This window comes from Halomicrococcus gelatinilyticus, from assembly GCA_024227995.1.
Classification (GTDB): domain Archaea; phylum Halobacteriota; class Halobacteria; order Halobacteriales; family Haladaptataceae; genus Halomicrococcus; species Halomicrococcus gelatinilyticus.
Map to the genome: position 1 here is coordinate 98,499 of CP100466.1, position 17,667 is coordinate 116,165.

Consider the following 17,667-nt stretch of genomic DNA (forward strand, 5'->3'; position numbering starts at 1 on the left):
ACGCCCGCCGACGAGTAACTTTTCGCCGTCGCCGGTCAGCCCCGCGTCGACCCGGGCGCACCCTCGTAGTCGTCGACGTCGGACTGGCGGACCGACTCGTCCTCGACGTACCGTTCGAGGTGTTGCTGTGCGTCCGAATCGGCAGGATCCGGGCGCTCCGCTGCGCTCTCACCGTGGATCAGTCGCGGGAGCACCAGCCGGGCGAACTCGACGGTGACCACGAGCAGGAACGGGCCGTAGAAGACGCCGTACCAGCCGAAGAGGGCGGTACCGAGGAGGTAAGCGAACAGCATGAGTCCCGTGTGCAACGACCGGCCGGAGAGGTAGGGGCGGACGCCGTAGCGGACGAGGGTGTCGAGACCGAGGAGGAGAACGGCGAAGAACAGCGCGGGGAACCAGAGGGACGCCGGGTCCGTCTGGACGGCGAGCGCGGTGAGGTAGCCGCCGACGAGGAGGTAGACCACGCTGCGACCCACGAGCGGGACGAACGTGGCGACGCCGGTGACGACCGCGAGCAGTATCGGGACCGGGATGGAGAGACCCGGCGGTGCGACGAGGTCGAGGACGGAGTAGATGAGACCGGAGAGGACGACGACGACGAAGATGGTGAGGAGGTTCCCGAAGTAGACGCCCTTCAGGTGCTCGTCGACCGCCGTCAGGTACCTGGAGGCCGCCGTCCCCTCGTCGGCGATCTCGGCGTGGAACCAGTCGGCGAGTCGGCGGTCGTCGCGGAGCAGGAAGAACACGAAGACGAGGCCGAGGAAGCCGTGGAACACCGCGTTCGCGAACGCGCCGGCCGCTCCGAGCGCGAGGTCGAGACCCTGCTGGACGTTCTGGTTCGCCCAGAGCTCGCCGGCCGTTGAGTAGAGCTGTTCGGGCGTGGTCGGGACGGCCGCGACGTCGAGTTGCGGGAAGAGGACGGAAGCGAACGTCGCGACGTCCGCCGGGCGTATCGCCGCGAGCTGGCCGAGACTCACCAGGACGATGGCTGCAGCGACGGCCACGAAGGGGAGGACGATGAGCAGCATCGTCAGCGCCGCGGCGACGCCCGGCGACCCGGTCCGGCGCTCCAGGCCGCGCGACACCGGTCGCGCGGCGTAGTACAGGAACAGTCCGAACATCAGGGTCCCCACGTACGAGTAGAAGACGAACAGCGTCAGTGCGGCCAGCACCAGGCCGAGGAGCCACCACCACGCGATGGACCGGTCGGACGAGACTGCAGACCGCACGCCGAGCGGCGAGCGTTCGGGCATGGGTGAAGGTATGGCACCCAGGTATATAGACGACCCAATGCGTCCAGGTTTCGATATCTGGAGGCGCTGAACGCGGCGTTCAGTGATTGATTGTGAACGGCGCTCCGCTGAGATAGCCGCCGGAGCAAACCATTGATAAATCGTATAACGCGATACCGTTCTCGTCAGCCGGGGGCCCGGATCGGCCACGGCCCGAGCAAACGATGTTGCCAGCGGGATTGTTAGTTCTATGATACGAGCGCTTATACCGAAAGCCGTCGGCGTACCGGAACATGGACTGGGAGTTCGTCGCCCGGTACGGCGGTCGGTACACGGTACTGTTCGGTGGCGGCACGGTCGGCGTCGCTTACCTCCTCCCGAGCCACATCCGCCCATACGCGTTGCTCGGCGCTATCACTGTCGGGTTGCTGTTGATGTGGCGGGCCGCAGCCGGCGGGAAGGGCGGTGGCCCGACCCTGGCCCAGGAGCCGGAGGCGGTGTCAGGACTCAAGTCGAGGGACGACAGCGTCGTCGTCCACGAGGAGAACGAGCACCTCGGCGCCAGAAAGGCGTTCTTCGCCCTGGGCCTGATAGTGTTCGGCGTCGGCGCGCTCGTGACGCTCATGTGATTGGGACGTGGTCGACGTGATCCGCACGTAGCACGGGGCCGCCGGCACCCGTCAGCCGAGCGCCTGACCGACGGCGAGTTCGCGGTGGAGGCGACACGGGAGCCAGGGTACGACGACCCTTCCGAGTGTGAGAGCGAGCACAGGAGCGTCGTCCCCGAACTCATGGCGAAAGTGCAGCATGACCGTCGTGGACGCGGTGCAGGGATGACCGCGGAGTCGGCCGACGGTCACTCCGGGTCGTCCGCCAGCAGGCGCGCGTCGACGTACGCGTCGAGTTCGCGTCGCGTCGCGCGAACGGCGTCGGCGGGTTCGTCGGTCGTCACGCGTTCGAGCATCGACCCGTTGATGGTGGTCACCAGCAGCGCGGCCGTCGCCTCCGGGTCGACCTCGCGGAACGTGCCCGACTCGACGCCGTCGCGTACGACGTCGGCGATGCGGTCGCGGAAGAAGCGGTCGGTGCGGGTGAACTGCTCGCGGTAGCCCGCGTCGTGGGACGCCTGCGCGCGGAGTTCCATCATCGCGCTCGTGAACTCGAAGCGCTCGTCGTCGAGCGTCGGCGGGAGGACGTGGTCGAGCAGCGCCTGGAGGTGGGCGTGGGCGTCGTCGCTCGCCTCGACCGGCACGTCCGACGTGAAGTTCTCGAGCATGAACCCGAGGAAGTCGACGAGCAGTTCGTCCTTGCTGTCGTAGTGGTAGTACAGCAGCGACTTGCTCTTCTCGAACTCGTCGCCGATGCGCTCGATGGTCAGGTCGGCGTACCCGTGCTCGCAGAGCGCGTGGTACGTCGCCTGCATGATCGCGGTCCTGGTGTCGTCCGTGTCGCCGTCGATGGGACGAGACGATGGCACATGACTGAATATTCAGTCAGCAGCTATATACGTTCGCATCGCCATCGACGAGGTAGCGAGAGCGGACGCCACCGGAGACGTACGCGACGGCGTCCGAAAACCACAGGAACCATGGCACGACCGAACTCGACGACGGAACGAACGCAGGAGCGCAGTGGGACGGAACCGTCACCCGGTCGGCACGCCATCGACACGCGAGGGCTCAACCTGACCTACGGCGACGGGACGGAGGCCGTCGAGGACGTCTCCCTGTCCGTTCCGGCGGGGGAGTTCTTCGGATTCCTCGGCCCGAACGGCGCGGGCAAGACGACGACCATCAAGGTGCTCGCCACGCTGCTGAAACCGACCGCCGGCGACGTTCGGGTCAACGGCTTCGACGCCGTCGCCGACCCACAGGCGGTCCGGGAGTCCATCGGCTACATGGCCCAGGAGACGAGCGTCGACGAGGAGCTCACCGCGCGGGAGAACGTCCGGTTCGCGTGCGAGGCCTACGGCGTCCCGCGCGGCGAGCGCGAGGACCGCATCGACGAACTGCTCGACCTCGCCGACCTCGCGGAGGTCGGTGACAAGCGGGCCGAGGAGTTCTCCGGCGGCATGAAGAAACGGCTGGACGCCGCCACGGCGCTGGTCCACCGGCCGCCGCTCGTCTTCCTCGACGAACCGACCACGGGGCTGGACCCGAAGGCGCGCAACCGGCTGTGGGACTACTTCCGGCGCATCAACGACCAGGGGACGACCATCTTCCTCACCACGCAGTACCTGGAGGAGGCCGACCAGCTCTGCGACCGCATCTCGGTCATCCTCGACGGCGAGATCGTCGCCACGGGGTCGCCGGACGACCTCAAGCGGCGGGTCGGCGGCGAGATACTCGACATCGACGTCGAGGGCGGTGCCGGCGAACGGGAACGCGCCGCCGACGTCGCTCGGAGCGCGGACCCCTTCGGGGACGAAGCGACGGTCGAGGTGACGGAGGACGGCGTCACCGTCACGTCGCGGGCGGCCCGCGAGCGCGGGACGGACCTCCTGGTCGAACTCCGCGACGCCGGACTCACCGTCACTGGCTTCAACGTGCGCTCGCCGACGCTCGACGACGTCTTCCTCGCCATCACCGGCGAGCACGTCGAGAGCGACGCCGCGGCCGCCGCCGATAACGCGCCGACGGGGGTGAACCGATGAGCGCGCCGACCGAGTCCGCCGCGGACGGCGAGGAGCCGGCCGACGTTCCCCGGTCGGGCAACTCCTTCGCCGGCGACTGGTGGGTGAACTTCAAGCGGTGGAACCTGAAAGCGGTCCGGAACCCGTTCGTCCTCGTCGTCTCGCTGGTCCAGCCCATCATCTTCCTCGTGCTGTTCACGCAGGTGTTCGGCCAGATCGCGACGGGTGCCATCAGCCGCGGCGGCGCGGACATCACCTACGAGACGTACCTCGTGCCGGCTATCGCCATCCAGGTGTCGCTGGCGGCCGCGGCGACCTCCGGCGTCGGCCTCGTCAACGACATCGAGAACGGGATGTTCGAGAAGGTGCTGGTCACGCCGATGAACCGGACCGCGGTCTTCCTCGGGAAGACCGCCGCCGAGATCCTCCGCATCCTGGTCCAGATCGGCATCATCCTCGGCCTCGGGGTGCTGCTCGGCGCTGACGTCGCCACAGGGATTCCGGGGGCGCTCGGCATCATGCTCGTCGGCGTCGTGTTCTCGATGTGGTTCGTCTCGCTGTCGAACACCATCGCCGTGCTCACGAAGGACCAGGAGTCGACCATCATCGGCGCGAACCTGCTCCAGTTCCCCTTGCTTTTCGTCTCGACCGCCTTCCTCCCGCTGCGGGTCCTCCCCGGGTGGATCCAGACCGTCGCGACGTACAACCCCATCACCTACGGCGTCGACTCGGCGCGGTCGCTCATGCTCGGCCGCGACGTGATGACGGTCGTCGACGTGTCCGTCTTCCCGACGACCGTCGCCGGCGTCGAGTTCGGCACCGTCTGGAACACGCTCCTGCCCGGCCTGGGCGTCCTGCTCGCGCTCGACCTCGTCCTCGGCAGCGTCGCCGTCTACATGCTCTCGAAGGCGTCGAGTTCCGACGTGCAGTGAGCGTGGGAGCGATGTCTTCGAACGGGACGTATTCGAGCAGAACGCCCGCGAGACGGTCGGCCGCCAGACCAGTCAGAATCTATTTGTTGGAGGAGTCGAAGGTCAGACCATGGAACTACTCGAAACGGGCGTGGCAGTCGGCGTCTTCGTCGGCGTCGGCTACATGTACCTCCGGTCGTACTGGATCGACGACCCCTGGCTCAACAGCGAACTGTTCCGGTAACGCTCGAACCCGGCGCGGCAGGGAACCGCCCGCGACCTCGCGGCCCGAACGAACGTTCGGCAGGCACAGGCCGACACCCGGAGATGACCCGTGCCGGATTTTTCACCGCAAGAAGTACTTACTGTTCGCAGTCTAACGGCTGCAGTATGCGTCGAACGATGCTCGCGTTCGTCGTCGCCATGGCCGTCGTGACCAGTGGCTGTGCTAGCCTCCAGGGTAGCCCTGACGCACCGACCCAGCACCCATCCGGGACGACGTCAGTGACGCCGACAGCCACGGCGTCGATGACGCCGACGGCGACCACCACGCCGTCAGCGACCACTGGGCCGACCCAGCGAACCGCCACGTCGACGAGCGAGGACGCGTCGATGCCACAGGTAACGCTCGCAGGGGCAGAACGGGCCACCGGGTACGCCTGGCAACTGCCGCGGAACGGCACCATGACGACCATCTCGGTGGGAAACCAGGGAGCGAGTGACGCGGAGTCGCACGCCTACGTCGTCTGGAACGACGCGTCGGTCGACCGCACCGTGGCGATGACGGTCCGGGCGTCGAACGCGACGGTCGCCGAGAAAGCGCTGCAGTTACCGCCGGACGCAGTCGTTCGCGTCGACGTGCACGAACCGGACACGTACCGCACGACTGTCACCGTCGCCGAAGGGAGCGAGACCGTCTCGGAAGTCACAATCACGGACGACCGCGGCAACTTCGACTGCAACGCGAAGTACGTGAACGTCGCCCTCCTCGGGGACGGTCGCGTCGGAACCTCGGTGGACGAGACCCTGGTCGCTTGCGGCACCACGACCGCGTAGACGGGCCTCTCACCGCCGGAAGCAGTCGGTGTGGTCCGCCACGAACGTTCGGAAGCTGTTCGGTTTCCGGTCCAGCACGCGCTCCGCGTCGTCGCTGACCCGCCCGGAGAGGCCGAGTCGAGTGACGGTGTAGAGGACGACCATCACGCCGACCAGCCGGGACGGGACGTCGCGCGAGCGCATCCGGCGCGCGAACTGGAGGATGGACGGGTTCGGGTACGCGATGCGGCGGTCGAGGGCGGCGGTGAACGCGTCGGCGACCTCGTAGCAGTCGAGCGCCGCCGGGCCTGTCACGTCGTACGCGGCGTTCTCGTGGCCGGGGTCGGTGAGCGCGGCGACGCCGACGGCGGCGACGTCGCGGGCGTCCACGAACCCGGTCTCGCCGTCGCCCGCGGGTACGTAGATCTGGTCGTGCTCGACGACGTCGGGGCGGTGGATCTCGCTGAAGTTCTGCATGAAGTTGGCGGCCCGGAGGAAGGTGTAGGCCACGTCCGCGCGTTCGAGGTGGCGCTCCATCCGGTAGTGGGGGAGCAGCGGATTGCGCTCCGCACCGAGGACCGACAGGTAGACGACGTGTTCCACGCCCACCCGCACCGCAGCGTCGACGAACTCCTGCAGACGGTCGACGCCGACGCTCGGCGGTCGGACGAGGAAGAGGCGGTCGACGTCCGCGAGCGTCGTCCCCCACGTCTCGGGGCGCTCGAAGTCGAATTCGACGGGCTCCGACTCGCCGCCGGAGGCGGCGGCCTGCGACGGGTGGCGAGTCGCGACGCGGACGTGGACCGGGCGGTCGGCGATCTGGTCGACGACCGCCGAGCCGACGGTCCCGGTCGCGCCGGTCACGAGGACGGTCCCGGTCACGCCGCGCCTCCGGCGGCGCACCTCGCGGGACGGGACGGACCGACGGCCGTTACCGACGTCGGACGATGCATCGGCGCCTGCACGGGGCGGTTGCGGAGGGAACGACGGTCGGTGAGAGGGCGGTGCGGCCGCGGTCCGGTCGACGTGCTGGTCACGTCCGGGGCGACAGACGCCAGCGGTAAAACAGATCGCACCGGACGACGCGACGTGCCGCAGGGTCGGCCGGAGCAGTCAGCGCGGAACGTCACGGAACGCAGCCTCCACAACCTTGTTCAGCGTCGGGTGGGCGTGGATGGATTCGGCGACGTCCGAGACGGTGCCTGGGGCGGACTGCATCGCTATGACCGCCTCGTGGACGAGCGTCGAGGCGGATTCGCCGACGACGTGGCAGCCGAGTATCTCGCCGTCCAGGGTGGCGATGGCCTTCGCGAAACCGGTGTCGAGCTTCTTCGCGCGACCCATCGCGGTGTCCTCGTACCGCGCCGTGCCGACGACGTACTCCCGGCCTTCGGCGGCGAGTTCCTCCTCGGTCGCGCCGACGCCGGCGACCTGCGGTTCGGTGAAGATGACGTGCGGCATCACCGAGAGGTCGATGGAGCGACGCTCGCCGTGGACGACGCTGGCGACGGTGTGACGCGTCTCGTAGTCGCCGGCGTGCTTGAGCTGGCTGTTGCCGGCGATGTCCCCCTGTGCCCAGACGTTCTCGGCGGTGGTCTCGAGGTACTCGTTCGTGTCGACGAAGCCGCGTTCGTCGAGTTCGATGCCCACCGCGTCGAGGGCGAGCAGATCGGTGTTTGGTCGTCGGCCGGTCGCGACGAGCAGTTCGTCGGCGGTCAGCGCGACGTCGCCGGCCTGGCTCTCGGCGTGCAGGGTGACGCCCTCCTCGTCATCCTCGACGGCGGTCGCGCTGTACCCCGTGTACACGTCGTGGCGCTCCCGTGCGACGTCGGTGATCGTCTCGGCCACGTCGCCGTCCTCCCGGTGGACGAGCGTGTCGTTGCGTTCGAGGATGGCGACGTCGGTCCCCATCGACCAGAAGACGTAGCCGAGTTCCACCGAGATGTAGCCGCCGCCCAGGACGACGAGACTGTCCGGCGGTTCGTCGAGGTACAGCGCCTCGTCGCTCGTCAGGTACTCGACCTCGTCGATGCCGTCGATGGGCGGCACGGACGGCCGACTGCCCGCCGCGACCACGACGCGTTCGCCGGTGATCTCCTCGCCGTCCACCGCGAGGGTGCGCTCGTCGACGAACCGCGTCTCCTCCTTGTAGAGCGTGAGGTGCTCGCGGTCGCGGTAGTCGGCCTCCATGTTCTCCGCGGCCGACGAGAGCGTCGACGATATCTCGTCGACCATCCCGGCGTAGTCGACACCCTCGACGGTGGCGTCGACGCCGAACCGGCCGGCGTCGCGGACGCCGTTGAGCACGTTCGCACGCTGGACGAGCATCTTCGACGGGTTGCAGCCCCGGTTGAGACACGTCCCCCCGAGCGGACCCTTCTCTATCAACGCCGTCTCCAGTCCGGCGTCCGCGGCGGCGGCCGCGACGTTGTTCCCCGTCCCGCCGCCGACCACCACGACGTCGAACTCGGTCATCGCCGTCGGTCCCCCGGCGGTCGCTGCGGTCGGTGGGCGGCGCTTCCGACGCGGACGCCGGCGGCCGGGACCGAGGTGGACGACGGCCGCTTCGGAACGACGCAGCGACCACGCCGGTGGGGACGGAGAGCGGGACGGCGTCGCCGAACGCTACTGGCCGGTTGGCTGTGCAGTTGCGAGACCATCGACAGCAGTACGTGCACCAGTGGCAAGAATCTACGGTGGGGTTGCACCGTCACGACACGACGGGACGAGAGCGTCACGCGGCCCCGGCCGCGTCGACAGACTCGAAGTCCGCAGCTACTGACCCCCGGCACGCGAGCCGTGCCGTGAGAACGGGGTCGCGACCGGGAGCCGACGCCGCTATCTTCGGGACGCCCTCGACGTGGAAACGACCACCTCGTCGCGTCGGCGAAAAGAGCCTTGTCGTCCGGGCGGAACTCTAGACCGATGGGGTTCATCGCCGAGTACTCGCTGTCGAATCCGATCCTGCTGGAAACCCGGCGGACGGTTCCCGACGTCGAGGTCTCCGTGGAGGACGAGCAGTTCGTCTCCGGCGACCGCTCGCGACTGATCCTCTGGGCGAAGGGGTGCGAGGACGACCTCGAACGATTCTTCCGGGCACTCCCCGACGACCCGTCAATCTCGGGATTCGAGGTCCTGTCCCGGCTCGCCGGCCTTCGGCTCTTCCGCGTGACGCTGTCCGAGGAGGGGGAGCGCGGCCTGACGTACGTCAGCGCTATCGACTACGGCATCACGCTGCTCGACATCACTGCGGAAGGAGGGACGGAGACGGACAAAGTGAACTACCGCGCCCAGATGCCGAACCGCGAGGCGTTCCTGAACTACCGCGAGGAGTGCCAGGAACGCGACCTCTCGTTCGAACTCCATCGGCTCTACCGGAGCGAGGACGACGAGACGGAGGGGTACGGCGTCACCCCGCGGCAGGCGGAGGTACTCCGGCGCGCGCTCGAACGCGGCTACTACCAGGTTCCACGGGAGGTGTCGACGAAGGAACTGGCCGAGGAGTTCGACATCTCCGGCCAGGCGCTCTCCGCACTCCTCCGGCGCGGCCACGCGGCGCTGCTGCAGAGCACGGTCGCCAGCGAGGACGGTATTTAAAACGTTGGTGGGCAAACCCGGAAAGACTCCCGTCGTCACCCCATCAGTACAACTACGCCAATGTCAATGGATTCAGCTTACCCGGACGGTACGGAGCAGCAGACGTCCATCACCTACACTGCGGCCGAGGACGAGAACCCCAGCGAAGCCGTGATCGTGGCCCTCCGGAAAGCGAGCGACCGCTCGCCGTCGCTCGACGCCGACCGGCCGGGCGACGACATGCTCGAACCGCTCTTCAACACCATCGACCCCGACGCGCTCGACGCGCTCTTCAGTTCGCGGAACGGCACGTCCACGCGATCCGGGACGGTCACGTTCACGCACGCCGGATACGAGGTCACCGTGTCCGCCGCGGGCGACGTCACCGTCGCGGACGCGTGACGTCACGGCTACCGGTCTCTTCTCCGCAGCCACGGTCCGACCGCCGACGAACGGGTCACCGTCGAGGCGGCGTCCCAGTCACGACTCCGGCGAGGGGACCCCGTAGTCCGGAGTTGCCAAGTGCCAGGGCGTCGTGGCTCGGCCATGGACATTCCGCCGGAGGGGAGACTCGAACTGGTCGCCCTCGCACTCGGCGGCGTCGTCGGCCTGCTGGTCGTCGAACTCGTCGTGCTCCCGGTCGCGCTGCTGGCGGTCGAGTTCGTCGCCGGAATCGTGGAGACCGTCGTCCGGGTGATCACCGAACCTCGTAGGATCCGTCGGTCGCGGTGAACCGACCGAGGTCGGCCGTCTGTCGGTAGTCGGACGCGAGCAGCGCCGACAGTTCGTCGCGGAGGCGGTCGCCGTCGCCGTCCGACCACTCCGCCGGGTCGCGGATGGGAACGACGAGGAACCCGCGGCCCTTCAACGGCGTCGCGTGGAGTGCAGCCATCCCACGTTCCATCTCCGCCGCTCGCGCCGTGTACTCGTAGAGGACGTGCGCCGTCGCGCGCTCGCCGACGGGGAGGAGGACGTGAGCCGCGATGGCCCGCAGTTCGGCGTCGAAGAACGGTTCGAGGTCGGCGTACGCTCCCTCGGTCGGCGACTCGCCGTCGGGGAGACAGCACATGTGGAGGTAGCTCGCGAACAGGTTCGAGACGGTCGGCTCGTCGCTGTAGACGTCGCCGAGCAGACCGACCTCGTTCAGTACCGGCTGGAGACGTTCGCCAGCGACGCCGTCGGTGAACGGGACGCCCGTGCTCGTCCCGCCGTGGACGTTCGGGTGGTCGCCGACGAGGTGGAAGTCGGCGTTGGCGTCGCCGTAGCCGAACACCGCGCGGTGGTCGCCGTCGGGCGTGCAGGCGTGGTCGCACGGCGGCGACATGTCGAAGGGGTTGCTCGTTCGGTCGGTGACGTTCTGCACGCACCTCACTTGCAGCGGCCGAGTTAAAGGCGGAGCGGTTGCAGGGGTCACTCGGCGTCCTCGACGACGGCGCGGACCGGCGCTCCGTCGGCCGCCGCGACGGGCAGCGGATACGCCCGGAGCGTGAACCGGCCGGGAAGGTCCGCGAGGTTCGTCAGGTTCTCGACCACCAGTCGGTCAGCACCGAGCAGTTCGTGGTGGGCCGGGACGCCGTCCGGTTCGCCGGGGGCGGCGTTCGGCGTCGGCGTCGGGTCGACGCTGAGCGCGTCGAGGGCGACGTGGTGGCCGCGCTCGGCGCACCACGCCGCGGCGTCGGGCGCGAGGTACGGGTGGTCGAGGTAGGCGTCGGTTCCCCACCGGTCCGCCCATCCCGTCCGGAGGACGAGCATCTCGGCGTCCGTCTCGGGGAGCGCTGCGCGCTCGATGGCGTCGCGGGGGCCGCAGTCGGTGCAGTCGACGAGGCGCGCGTCGAACGCGAACGTCTCGACGGGGACGGCGTCGAGCGTGCGGCCGTCGGGTTCGGTGTGGCTCGGCGCGTCGACGTGCGTCCCGCTGTGGGTGCCGAGCGAGAGGTGGGTCACCCGGTAGCCGTCCTCGTCGTGGGTGGCGTGCGGCGACGCCTCCACCGGCGGGTCGCCCGGGTACACCTGCGTCGACGGGCCGAGCGGGTGGGAAAGGTCGCGGACCATGGATGCGCTACCGTCCGCCGTCACTAAACGGGACCGAAGGCGTCGGCCCGACGCCCGCCGAACCTGTCAGCCCGTGGAGCGAACTGCAGTTCGCCGAGCAGTTATGCCGGCGGGGTGTGACGTCGCCGACGTGACCATCGTCGTTCACACCACCGTTCCAGTGAAACCGGACGAGCGCGCGGTGGCGCTCGAACTCGTCGAGGAACTCGTCGCGCAGTCGCGGGCCGAGGACGGAACGACGACGTACCGGGCGTCGACGGGCGTGCTGGATCCGAACGCCGTCCGGTTCTTCGAGCGCTACGAGGACGAGACGGCGCTGGAGACCCACCAGGAGTCGGACGCGTACGAGCGGTTCCAGGACGCGCTGCCGGCCCTGCTCGACGGGGAGCTGGAGACGGTCACCGTCGACGCCGACGGGACGGTCGAGGTCGTCCGCTGGGACGGCGAGGCGGTCACGCGGGTCGAGCCCTGACCGGGGCAGTTCAGAACGGAAAACCGGCGGGTGGAACGAGAGGACGGCAGCAAGAAGTGAAAGGGAGTCACTCAAACGCCGTGGTCCCGGAACCGGAGGAGATCCACCGCCACCGGAAGCGCTTCGAAGTCGTCGTCGGCACCGGCGACGAGCGTCGCATCCCGTTGGTCCGCCAGCGCAACCGCGTGAGCGTCGGCGAGCGAGACGTGACCGTCGGCCTTCACCTCTCCAGCGAGTCGCCAGTCAGCCCGCTCGATGGTCAGGCCCCGCCGTTCGAGAGCACGGATGTCCCGGTCGGCGACGCGAAGCGACGCGTCGGTGGGCGTGTCGCTCTCAGCGCCTTCGAACCGAGCAACGAGATAGAACACTTCGCTCGCGTTCGCCTCGGCGAGATACCCTTCGGAACCGCCTTCGAAGACGTCGGCCAGCAGGTCGGCGACGACGTCGTCGCCGGGCTCGCCGTAGAGGAACGCGACGAGCGCTTCGGTGTCGAAGACGTAGGCGTCGCTCATTCCTCGGCGTCCTCGGCGTCGGAGGGGCGAAGCCGCTCGGCCCGTTCTCTTTCGCGCTGGTGCGCTTCGTCTTTCAGCTCTCGTACCCTGTCCAGCAGCTCACCGGGTTCGCGTTCGCCACCGTGGATGCCGTGAAGTTCGTCGAGCGAGGGAATCGGTTCGATGATGATCCGCTCGCCTTCCTCGTAGACGAAGACTTCACCGGGGGTCTCGATACCGAACTTCTCGCGGAGCGGTTTCGGGATCGTCGTCTGCCCCTTCTGTGACACCCGTACAATCTCGGGGTTCCTGGTGCTACTCGACATAGGTAGTTGTACATTGGGAGTCAAGTATAACTAAACCTTCCGGGTGCGAAGAACCGTTCAGAATCCCGATGGGGCCTGACGGTCACCACTCGTCGCCGAGTCGGTTACGCGCGACGAGGTAGCCAGCGCGGGTCCGCCACGTCCGCCCGCTGTCGACGTGCTCGACGCGGTAGCGGCTCCCGCACGATCCGCAGCGACGCTCGGCAGGTCGGCTGACCGCCTTCGAGGCGCGGTGGCGGTCGGCGGTCCAGTCGCAGTCGGTGCAGACGAGGCGGAGGCGGGGGGCGGCGAACGCCTGGCAGTGTCGCGGCGCGTCCACCGCCGCCGCCTTCTCCCGGAACCGCTCCCCGTGGCCGGACTCGCCGAACCGCTGGAACTCCCAGGCGTGGACGAGTTCGTGGCGGATGGTGCCGGTGAACTCCTCCCAGCCGAACTCGCGGTAGGCGTCCCACGTCAGACGGACCGTCACCCGTCCCGTACCGTGGTCGTAGATACAGGCTCCCGCGCGCCGCTTCGCGCGGTCGGATATCTCCCACTCCAGGTCGGTCGGGTCCACGTCGATGGGAACCGTCCGGGCGTAGTCGACGGCGCGTTCGAGCAGTTGCTCGCGCGTCTCCGGGGGGTACTCGTCCCCGACCGGCCGTTCGTCGGTCGCCATCTGGCGGGGGTTGTCATCGCCGGTACAAATAACGCGGGGACGTCCGTCGGTCGCCGCGTGCCGTTCACCAGTGAACGACGATGGAGTGGCGTTTCACACCGCCAACCTCCAGAATCACTAAGTGCGTGGACGATGATTAAGGACAGGAGTGGCGTCATGCGGGTAGTTAACACAGCACTCCCCCTGCTCCACGGAGACAGCGTCGTCCCCCGTGGGACGAGGACGGAGATCTTCCGGCAGATATTCGACGTGTTCCTGTTGCTCGGTACGGTCGTCGGCGTGGTCGTCGTCTCGTACACGGTCTACAACGCCGTGAAGTACCGGGACGGCAACGGAGAGGAGGAACGCGGCGAGGCGTTCGATCCCCCGGAGCTGGGGGAACTGCCGTCGAGCAGCGGCGGCGGCCGGAAGCTGTTCCTCTCGCTGTTCCTGAGCACGGTCATCATCGCCTCGCTCATCGTCTGGACGTACGGCACGCTACAGTACGTCGAGGCGAACTCGCCGGCGGAGGACGCGAACGCTCTGGACGTGGAGGTCGTCGGCTACCGCTTCGGCTGGACGTTCGTCTACCCGAACGGTCACACCTCGACCGAGCTACGGGTCCCCAGCGGCCGCGCCGTGGAATTGCACGTCACCTCGAAAGACGTGTTCCACACGTTCGGCGTCCCCGGCTTGCGGGTGAAGACCGACGCCATCCCCGGCCAGCACACCGACACCTGGTTCAAACCGGACGGGACGGGGACGTACGAAGCGCGGTGCTACGAGCTCTGCGGAGCCGGCCACTCCCAGATGACGGCGAACGTGACGGTCATGGAGCCCGCCGAGTTCCGCGAGTGGTACGAGAGCACGGGGAACGAGACCACTGACGGGAGTGCGTCGAACGCGAGTGATGCGACGAACGCGAGTGATGCGACGAACGCGAGTGATGCGACGAACGCGAGTTCCATCGCCGTCCGCGTCGCCACGGGAGGTGGCGCATGAGCGACGAGGGTGAACCGAGCGGCGCGGGACGAGCCGCGACCGACGGCGGTCACGCCCACGAGTTCCCGCCGACCAGTTCCGTCCGGCGGTGGCTGGTCACGACGAACCACAAGGACGTGGGCATCCTCTACGTCGTCACATCGCTGTTCTTCCTGGTGTTCGGGGGCGTGCTCGCACTCCTGATGCGGCTGCAGCTGTGGTCGCCCGGTGCGGACGTCCTCTCGGCGGTGTCGTACAACCAGGCCGTCTCGGCCCACGGGCTCATCATGATCTTCTGGTTCCTCTCGCCGTTCGCGTTCGGGTTCGCGAACTACGTCGTCCCGCTCCAGATCGGCGCGAAGGACCTCGCGTTCCCGCGGCTGAACGCGCTGTCGTACTGGCTCTACCTCTTCTCGGGGCTCCTGCTCGGCGTCTCGTTCTTCCAGGGCGGCACGTTCGCCGGCGGGTGGACGATGTACGCGCCGCTGAACGTGCCCGTCTACACGCCGAACGTGGGCGCGTCGACGGCCGTACTGGCGCTGATACTGTTCGTCGCCTCCGTCACCGTCTCCTCGGTGAACTTCCTGACGACGATGCACCGGATGCGGGCGGAGGGGATGACGCTGCGCCGGATGCCGCTGTTCTCGTGGACCATCCTGCTCACGGTCTGGATGATGCTCTTTGCGTTCGCGGCGCTGCTGGCCGCGCTGCTCATCCTCGCCTCCGACCGCCTGCTCGGGACGACGTACTTCTCGGCGAAGGCGGGCGGGTCGCTGCTGTGGGCGCACCTGTTCTGGTTCTTCGGCCACCCGGAGGTGTACATCGTCTTCTTCCCCGCGCTGGGCGTGATGGCCGAGACGTTCCAGACGTTCACCGGCCGGCGCATCGTCGGCCGGAAGTGGTTCATCGCCGCGATGGTGCTCGTGGCGCTGCAGAGCTTCCTCGTCTGGATGCACCACATGTTCCTGACAGGCATCAACCTGGAGATCAAGACGCTGTTCATGGCGACCACCATCGGCATCTCGCTCCCCTTCGACCTGATGGTGTTCGCGCTCATCTACACGATGATCAAGGGGAAGATACGCTTCACCACGCCGTTCCTCTTCTCCTTTGGCGCGCTCCTGCTGTTCATCCTCGGCGGCATCACGGGCGTATTCCTCGGCGCGGTCGTCCTCGACTACGAGTTCCGCGGCACCTACTGGGTGGTCGCGCACTTCCACTACGTGATGGTCGCGGGCGTAACGGCGCTCGTCGGCGGCCTCTACTACTGGTTCCCGAAGATGACGGGGAAGATGTACGACCGCCTGCTCGGGAAGCTCCACTTCGCGATCTACTTCGTCGGGTTCAACCTCCTCTACTTCCCGATGTTCCTCGCCTGGGAGACGCCGCGCCGCGACTTCGTGTACGACGCCGCGTTCGTCACCGAGCACCGCGTCGCCACCGTCGGGGCCTTCCTGCTCGGGGCCTCCTTCCTCGTCATGTTCTACAACCTCTCGACCAGCCTCGTCGCCGGCGATGACGCCGAGGACAACCCGTGGGAGTACTCACGGACGACGGAGTGGGCGCTCCCCTCGCCGCCGCCGCTGGAGAACTTCCCCAAGGTGCCGAGTTTCGCCAGCGGGTCGCTGCGGTTCGGACGCGGCGCCGCGGATGGCGGCGAGGTCGGGAGCACGTCGACGACACGACCCTCGTCGGAGCAACGCTCCGACGGCGGCCTCGCCGCAAACGCGACGCCGGTCGCGCAGGCGACCGGTTCGGCGCACCCGACCGGCCACGGCGCCGACCACGCCAGCGTGTGGCCGTTCGTGGTCGGTCTCGCCTCCTTCTTCGCGCTGCTCGGCGTCTCGGGGTTCAAAACGGGGACGCTCGCGCCGGGCGTCGGCGGCGTGCTGGCGATGGCGTCGCTGACCTTCGGCACCGCGCTGGGCGGGTACGCGCTGGTCTCGATGGCGCGCGAACAGTTCACCGTGGAGAGCGGCCCGTTCGGCGAGAGCTGGCCGTTCGCGGGCGTCGAGAACACGAAGCTGGGCGTGTGGATATTCCTGGCGTCCGACGTGGTGCTGTTCGGCGCGTTCGTCGGCTCGTACGTGTTCATCCGCGTCGCCCACGGCTGGCAGGAGTGGCACGACCTCGTCCCGGCGGCTCACGTCCCGCTACCGGGGCTCATCAACACCTACCTGCTGCTGACGAGCAGCTTCAGCGTCGTGCTCGCGCTGGTCGCGGCCGAGCGGGGGAGTCGCTGGGGCCTCGTCGGTTCGCTCGCGACCACGTTCGCGCTCGGGGTCGCCTTCCTCGTCAACAAGGCGATGGAGTGGCAGCACCTGTTCCACGTCCACAGCGAGGCGTTCCCGCACGGGTGGGAGCTCGGGACGAACGTCGCCTCGTCGACGTTCTACCTGACGACGGGACTCCACGGCGCACACGTCGCGGTCGGACTACTGATCAGCCTCTACCTCCTCGTACGGGCGTGGAACGGCGCGTACCTCGACGACGAGCGGCCGGTGGAGTACTTCGGGCTGTACTGGCACTTCGTGGACATCGTCTGGCTGTTCCTGTTCCCCCTCTTCTACATCCTGTGACCATGACCAGCACGAAACTGTACACCGCGATTTACGTCCTGCTGTTCGGGATGGCGACCGCGCAGGTGTTCATCGAGTCGATGGGGATGGCCTACTGGACCGCCTTCGCTGCGATACTCGGGGTCTCGTTCGCGAAGGCCGTGCTCGTCGCCGGCTACTACCAGCACCTCCGGTACGAACCGCGCTCCGTGACCGTGCTCGTGCTCGTCGGCCTGCTGGCCGCGCTCGCGCTGACCGTCGCCGCGTCCTACTCCATCCTCTGAGTCGGGCGCGGCCGTCGGGTAGAGAGAGAGAACGGTGGCCCCGCGGACGACGCCGTGGCTCCGACAGGCCGGTGGACGAACCTCGAGGTCGGTAGTGGGGCCGCTCTCAGCGGTCGAACTCCACGACGATATCGAGACACTGCGAGACGGTTTCGTTCCCGGCGTCGAACCTGACGTGCTGGTCGGTCCACTGGACGACGTCCGTGTCGTCGAGTTTTGGAAGGTGGACGTGGTGCAGCGAGGTCCGGACGTCCGCGACCAGGCCGTCGGACACGTCACTGACGCTCGCGTCGGCCTCCCACGCCGCGACGTGGTTCGCGAGTTCCGCGACGCTCGCCGTCGGACCGTTCCGGCGCAGGTAGTGGAGCACGAACCGACGACGTGCGTCAGCGAGCACCGACAGGAGTTCGTCGGTCGTCGTTTCGTTACTCGGTTCCATCGTGACATACGAGGATGAGGCGCGGTAGTGCTTAATCATTG

The 17,667-nt window shown here is 68.0% G+C and carries 21 protein-coding genes; 11 read left to right on the plus strand and 10 right to left on the minus strand.

What is annotated here, in order from left to right; genetic code table 11:
* Positions 1 to 35: 35 nt before the first annotated feature.
* Positions 36 to 1,253, minus strand: a complete 1,218-nt coding sequence (locus tag NKT36_RS15655; protein WP_327053715.1) for an AI-2E family transporter — start codon at positions 1,251 to 1,253, stop codon at positions 36 to 38.
* A 272-nt stretch (positions 1,254 to 1,525) separates the two neighbouring features.
* Between NKT36_RS15655 and NKT36_RS15660 the strand changes: the two genes are divergently transcribed.
* Positions 1,526 to 1,861: a hypothetical protein gene (locus NKT36_RS15660; RefSeq protein WP_327053716.1), complete on the plus strand. Its 336-nt coding sequence runs from the start codon at positions 1,526 to 1,528 to the stop codon at positions 1,859 to 1,861.
* Positions 1,862 to 2,088: 227 nt separating this feature from the next.
* Here the strand turns inward: NKT36_RS15660 and NKT36_RS15665 are convergent, their stop codons facing one another.
* Entirely contained in the window at positions 2,089 to 2,709 is a 621-nt protein-coding gene (locus NKT36_RS15665) for a TetR/AcrR family transcriptional regulator (RefSeq protein ID WP_327053717.1), read from the minus strand.
* A 111-nt stretch (positions 2,710 to 2,820) separates the two neighbouring features.
* On the opposite strand from NKT36_RS15665, the gene NKT36_RS15670 reads away from it, so the two are divergent.
* From NKT36_RS15670 to NKT36_RS15680, 3 genes are all read left to right on the plus strand, one after another.
* The gene (locus NKT36_RS15670) at positions 2,821 to 3,885 is read left to right on the plus strand and encodes an ABC transporter ATP-binding protein (protein WP_327053718.1); all 1,065 of its coding nucleotides are present in this window, start codon (positions 2,821 to 2,823) and stop codon (positions 3,883 to 3,885) included.
* Positions 3,882 to 4,796 (plus strand): ABC transporter permease, encoded by a 915-nt coding sequence (locus NKT36_RS15675; protein WP_327053719.1) that lies wholly within the window; start codon positions 3,882 to 3,884, stop codon positions 4,794 to 4,796. Before NKT36_RS15670 ends, NKT36_RS15675 begins: the two co-directional genes overlap by 4 nt.
* A 369-nt stretch (positions 4,797 to 5,165) precedes the next feature.
* Complete coding sequence (locus NKT36_RS15680; RefSeq protein WP_327053720.1) at positions 5,166 to 5,831, plus strand: hypothetical protein; 666 nt, start codon at positions 5,166 to 5,168, stop codon at positions 5,829 to 5,831.
* Positions 5,832 to 5,840: 9 nt separating this feature from the next.
* On the opposite strand, the gene NKT36_RS15685 is transcribed toward NKT36_RS15680, so the two are convergent.
* A complete protein-coding gene (locus NKT36_RS15685) occupies positions 5,841 to 6,692 on the minus strand; it encodes an SDR family oxidoreductase (protein ID WP_327053721.1) in 852 nt (283 codons plus the stop codon).
* Between the two features lie 231 nt (positions 6,693 to 6,923).
* A complete protein-coding gene (locus NKT36_RS15690) occupies positions 6,924 to 8,285 on the minus strand; it encodes a dihydrolipoyl dehydrogenase family protein (protein ID WP_327053722.1) in 1,362 nt (453 codons plus the stop codon).
* Between the two features lie 450 nt (positions 8,286 to 8,735).
* Between NKT36_RS15690 and NKT36_RS15695 the strand changes: the two genes are divergently transcribed.
* From NKT36_RS15695 to NKT36_RS15705, 3 genes are all read left to right on the plus strand, one after another.
* Positions 8,736 to 9,407: a helix-turn-helix domain-containing protein gene (locus NKT36_RS15695; protein WP_327053723.1), complete on the plus strand. Its 672-nt coding sequence runs from the start codon at positions 8,736 to 8,738 to the stop codon at positions 9,405 to 9,407.
* Between the two features lie 60 nt (positions 9,408 to 9,467).
* On the plus strand, positions 9,468 to 9,788 hold the full coding sequence (locus NKT36_RS15700) for a HalOD1 output domain-containing protein (RefSeq protein ID WP_327053724.1): 321 nt from the start codon (positions 9,468 to 9,470) through the stop codon (positions 9,786 to 9,788).
* Positions 9,789 to 9,932: 144 nt separating this feature from the next.
* Positions 9,933 to 10,118 carry a hypothetical protein gene (locus tag NKT36_RS15705; RefSeq protein WP_327053725.1) on the plus strand — a complete coding sequence of 62 codons (186 nt, stop codon included), beginning with the start codon at positions 9,933 to 9,935 and terminating at the stop codon, positions 10,116 to 10,118.
* Here NKT36_RS15705 and NKT36_RS15710 read toward each other — a convergent pair.
* Both NKT36_RS15710 and NKT36_RS15715 read right to left on the minus strand, forming a co-directional pair.
* Positions 10,084 to 10,749: a uracil-DNA glycosylase family protein gene (locus tag NKT36_RS15710; protein WP_327053726.1), complete on the minus strand. Its 666-nt coding sequence runs from the start codon at positions 10,747 to 10,749 to the stop codon at positions 10,084 to 10,086. The two genes, NKT36_RS15705 and NKT36_RS15710, sit on opposite strands and share 35 nt — an antisense overlap.
* A gap of 47 nt (positions 10,750 to 10,796) precedes the next feature.
* The gene (locus NKT36_RS15715) at positions 10,797 to 11,438 is read right to left on the minus strand and encodes a cyclase family protein (RefSeq protein WP_327053727.1); all 642 of its coding nucleotides are present in this window, start codon (positions 11,436 to 11,438) and stop codon (positions 10,797 to 10,799) included.
* Between the two features lie 130 nt (positions 11,439 to 11,568).
* Between NKT36_RS15715 and NKT36_RS15720 the strand changes: the two genes are divergently transcribed.
* Complete coding sequence (locus tag NKT36_RS15720; RefSeq protein WP_327053728.1) at positions 11,569 to 11,910, plus strand: putative quinol monooxygenase; 342 nt, start codon at positions 11,569 to 11,571, stop codon at positions 11,908 to 11,910.
* A 71-nt stretch (positions 11,911 to 11,981) separates the two neighbouring features.
* On the opposite strand, the gene NKT36_RS15725 is transcribed toward NKT36_RS15720, so the two are convergent.
* The 3 genes from NKT36_RS15725 to NKT36_RS15735 all read right to left on the minus strand — a co-directional run bounded on the left by NKT36_RS15725 (position 11,982) and on the right by NKT36_RS15735 (position 13,385).
* The gene (locus NKT36_RS15725) at positions 11,982 to 12,422 is read right to left on the minus strand and encodes a PIN domain-containing protein (protein WP_327053729.1); all 441 of its coding nucleotides are present in this window, start codon (positions 12,420 to 12,422) and stop codon (positions 11,982 to 11,984) included.
* Positions 12,419 to 12,727 (minus strand): AbrB/MazE/SpoVT family DNA-binding domain-containing protein, encoded by a 309-nt coding sequence (locus tag NKT36_RS15730; protein ID WP_327053730.1) that lies wholly within the window; start codon positions 12,725 to 12,727, stop codon positions 12,419 to 12,421. Before NKT36_RS15730 ends, NKT36_RS15725 begins: the two co-directional genes overlap by 4 nt.
* A gap of 82 nt (positions 12,728 to 12,809) precedes the next feature.
* Positions 12,810 to 13,385, minus strand: coding sequence for a SprT-like domain-containing protein (locus NKT36_RS15735; RefSeq protein ID WP_327053731.1), 576 nt, complete (start codon positions 13,383 to 13,385; stop codon positions 12,810 to 12,812).
* Between the two features lie 156 nt (positions 13,386 to 13,541).
* On the opposite strand from NKT36_RS15735, the gene coxB reads away from it, so the two are divergent.
* Genes coxB through NKT36_RS15750 form a run of 3 tightly spaced genes read left to right on the plus strand, consistent with a single transcriptional unit; the run spans position 13,542 to position 17,187 of the window.
* Positions 13,542 to 14,366: a cytochrome c oxidase subunit II gene (gene coxB / locus NKT36_RS15740; RefSeq protein WP_327053732.1), complete on the plus strand. Its 825-nt coding sequence runs from the start codon at positions 13,542 to 13,544 to the stop codon at positions 14,364 to 14,366.
* Positions 14,363 to 16,924, plus strand: coding sequence for a cbb3-type cytochrome c oxidase subunit I (locus NKT36_RS15745; RefSeq protein ID WP_327053733.1), 2,562 nt, complete (start codon positions 14,363 to 14,365; stop codon positions 16,922 to 16,924). Before coxB ends, NKT36_RS15745 begins: the two co-directional genes overlap by 4 nt.
* A 2-nt stretch (positions 16,925 to 16,926) precedes the next feature.
* Positions 16,927 to 17,187 carry a cytochrome C oxidase subunit IV family protein gene (locus NKT36_RS15750; protein WP_327053734.1) on the plus strand — a complete coding sequence of 87 codons (261 nt, stop codon included), beginning with the start codon at positions 16,927 to 16,929 and terminating at the stop codon, positions 17,185 to 17,187.
* A gap of 106 nt (positions 17,188 to 17,293) precedes the next feature.
* Here NKT36_RS15750 and NKT36_RS15755 read toward each other — a convergent pair whose 3' ends face one another.
* Positions 17,294 to 17,626, minus strand: coding sequence for a DUF7344 domain-containing protein (locus tag NKT36_RS15755; protein WP_327053735.1), 333 nt, complete (start codon positions 17,624 to 17,626; stop codon positions 17,294 to 17,296).
* Positions 17,627 to 17,667: the final 41 nt, after the last annotated feature.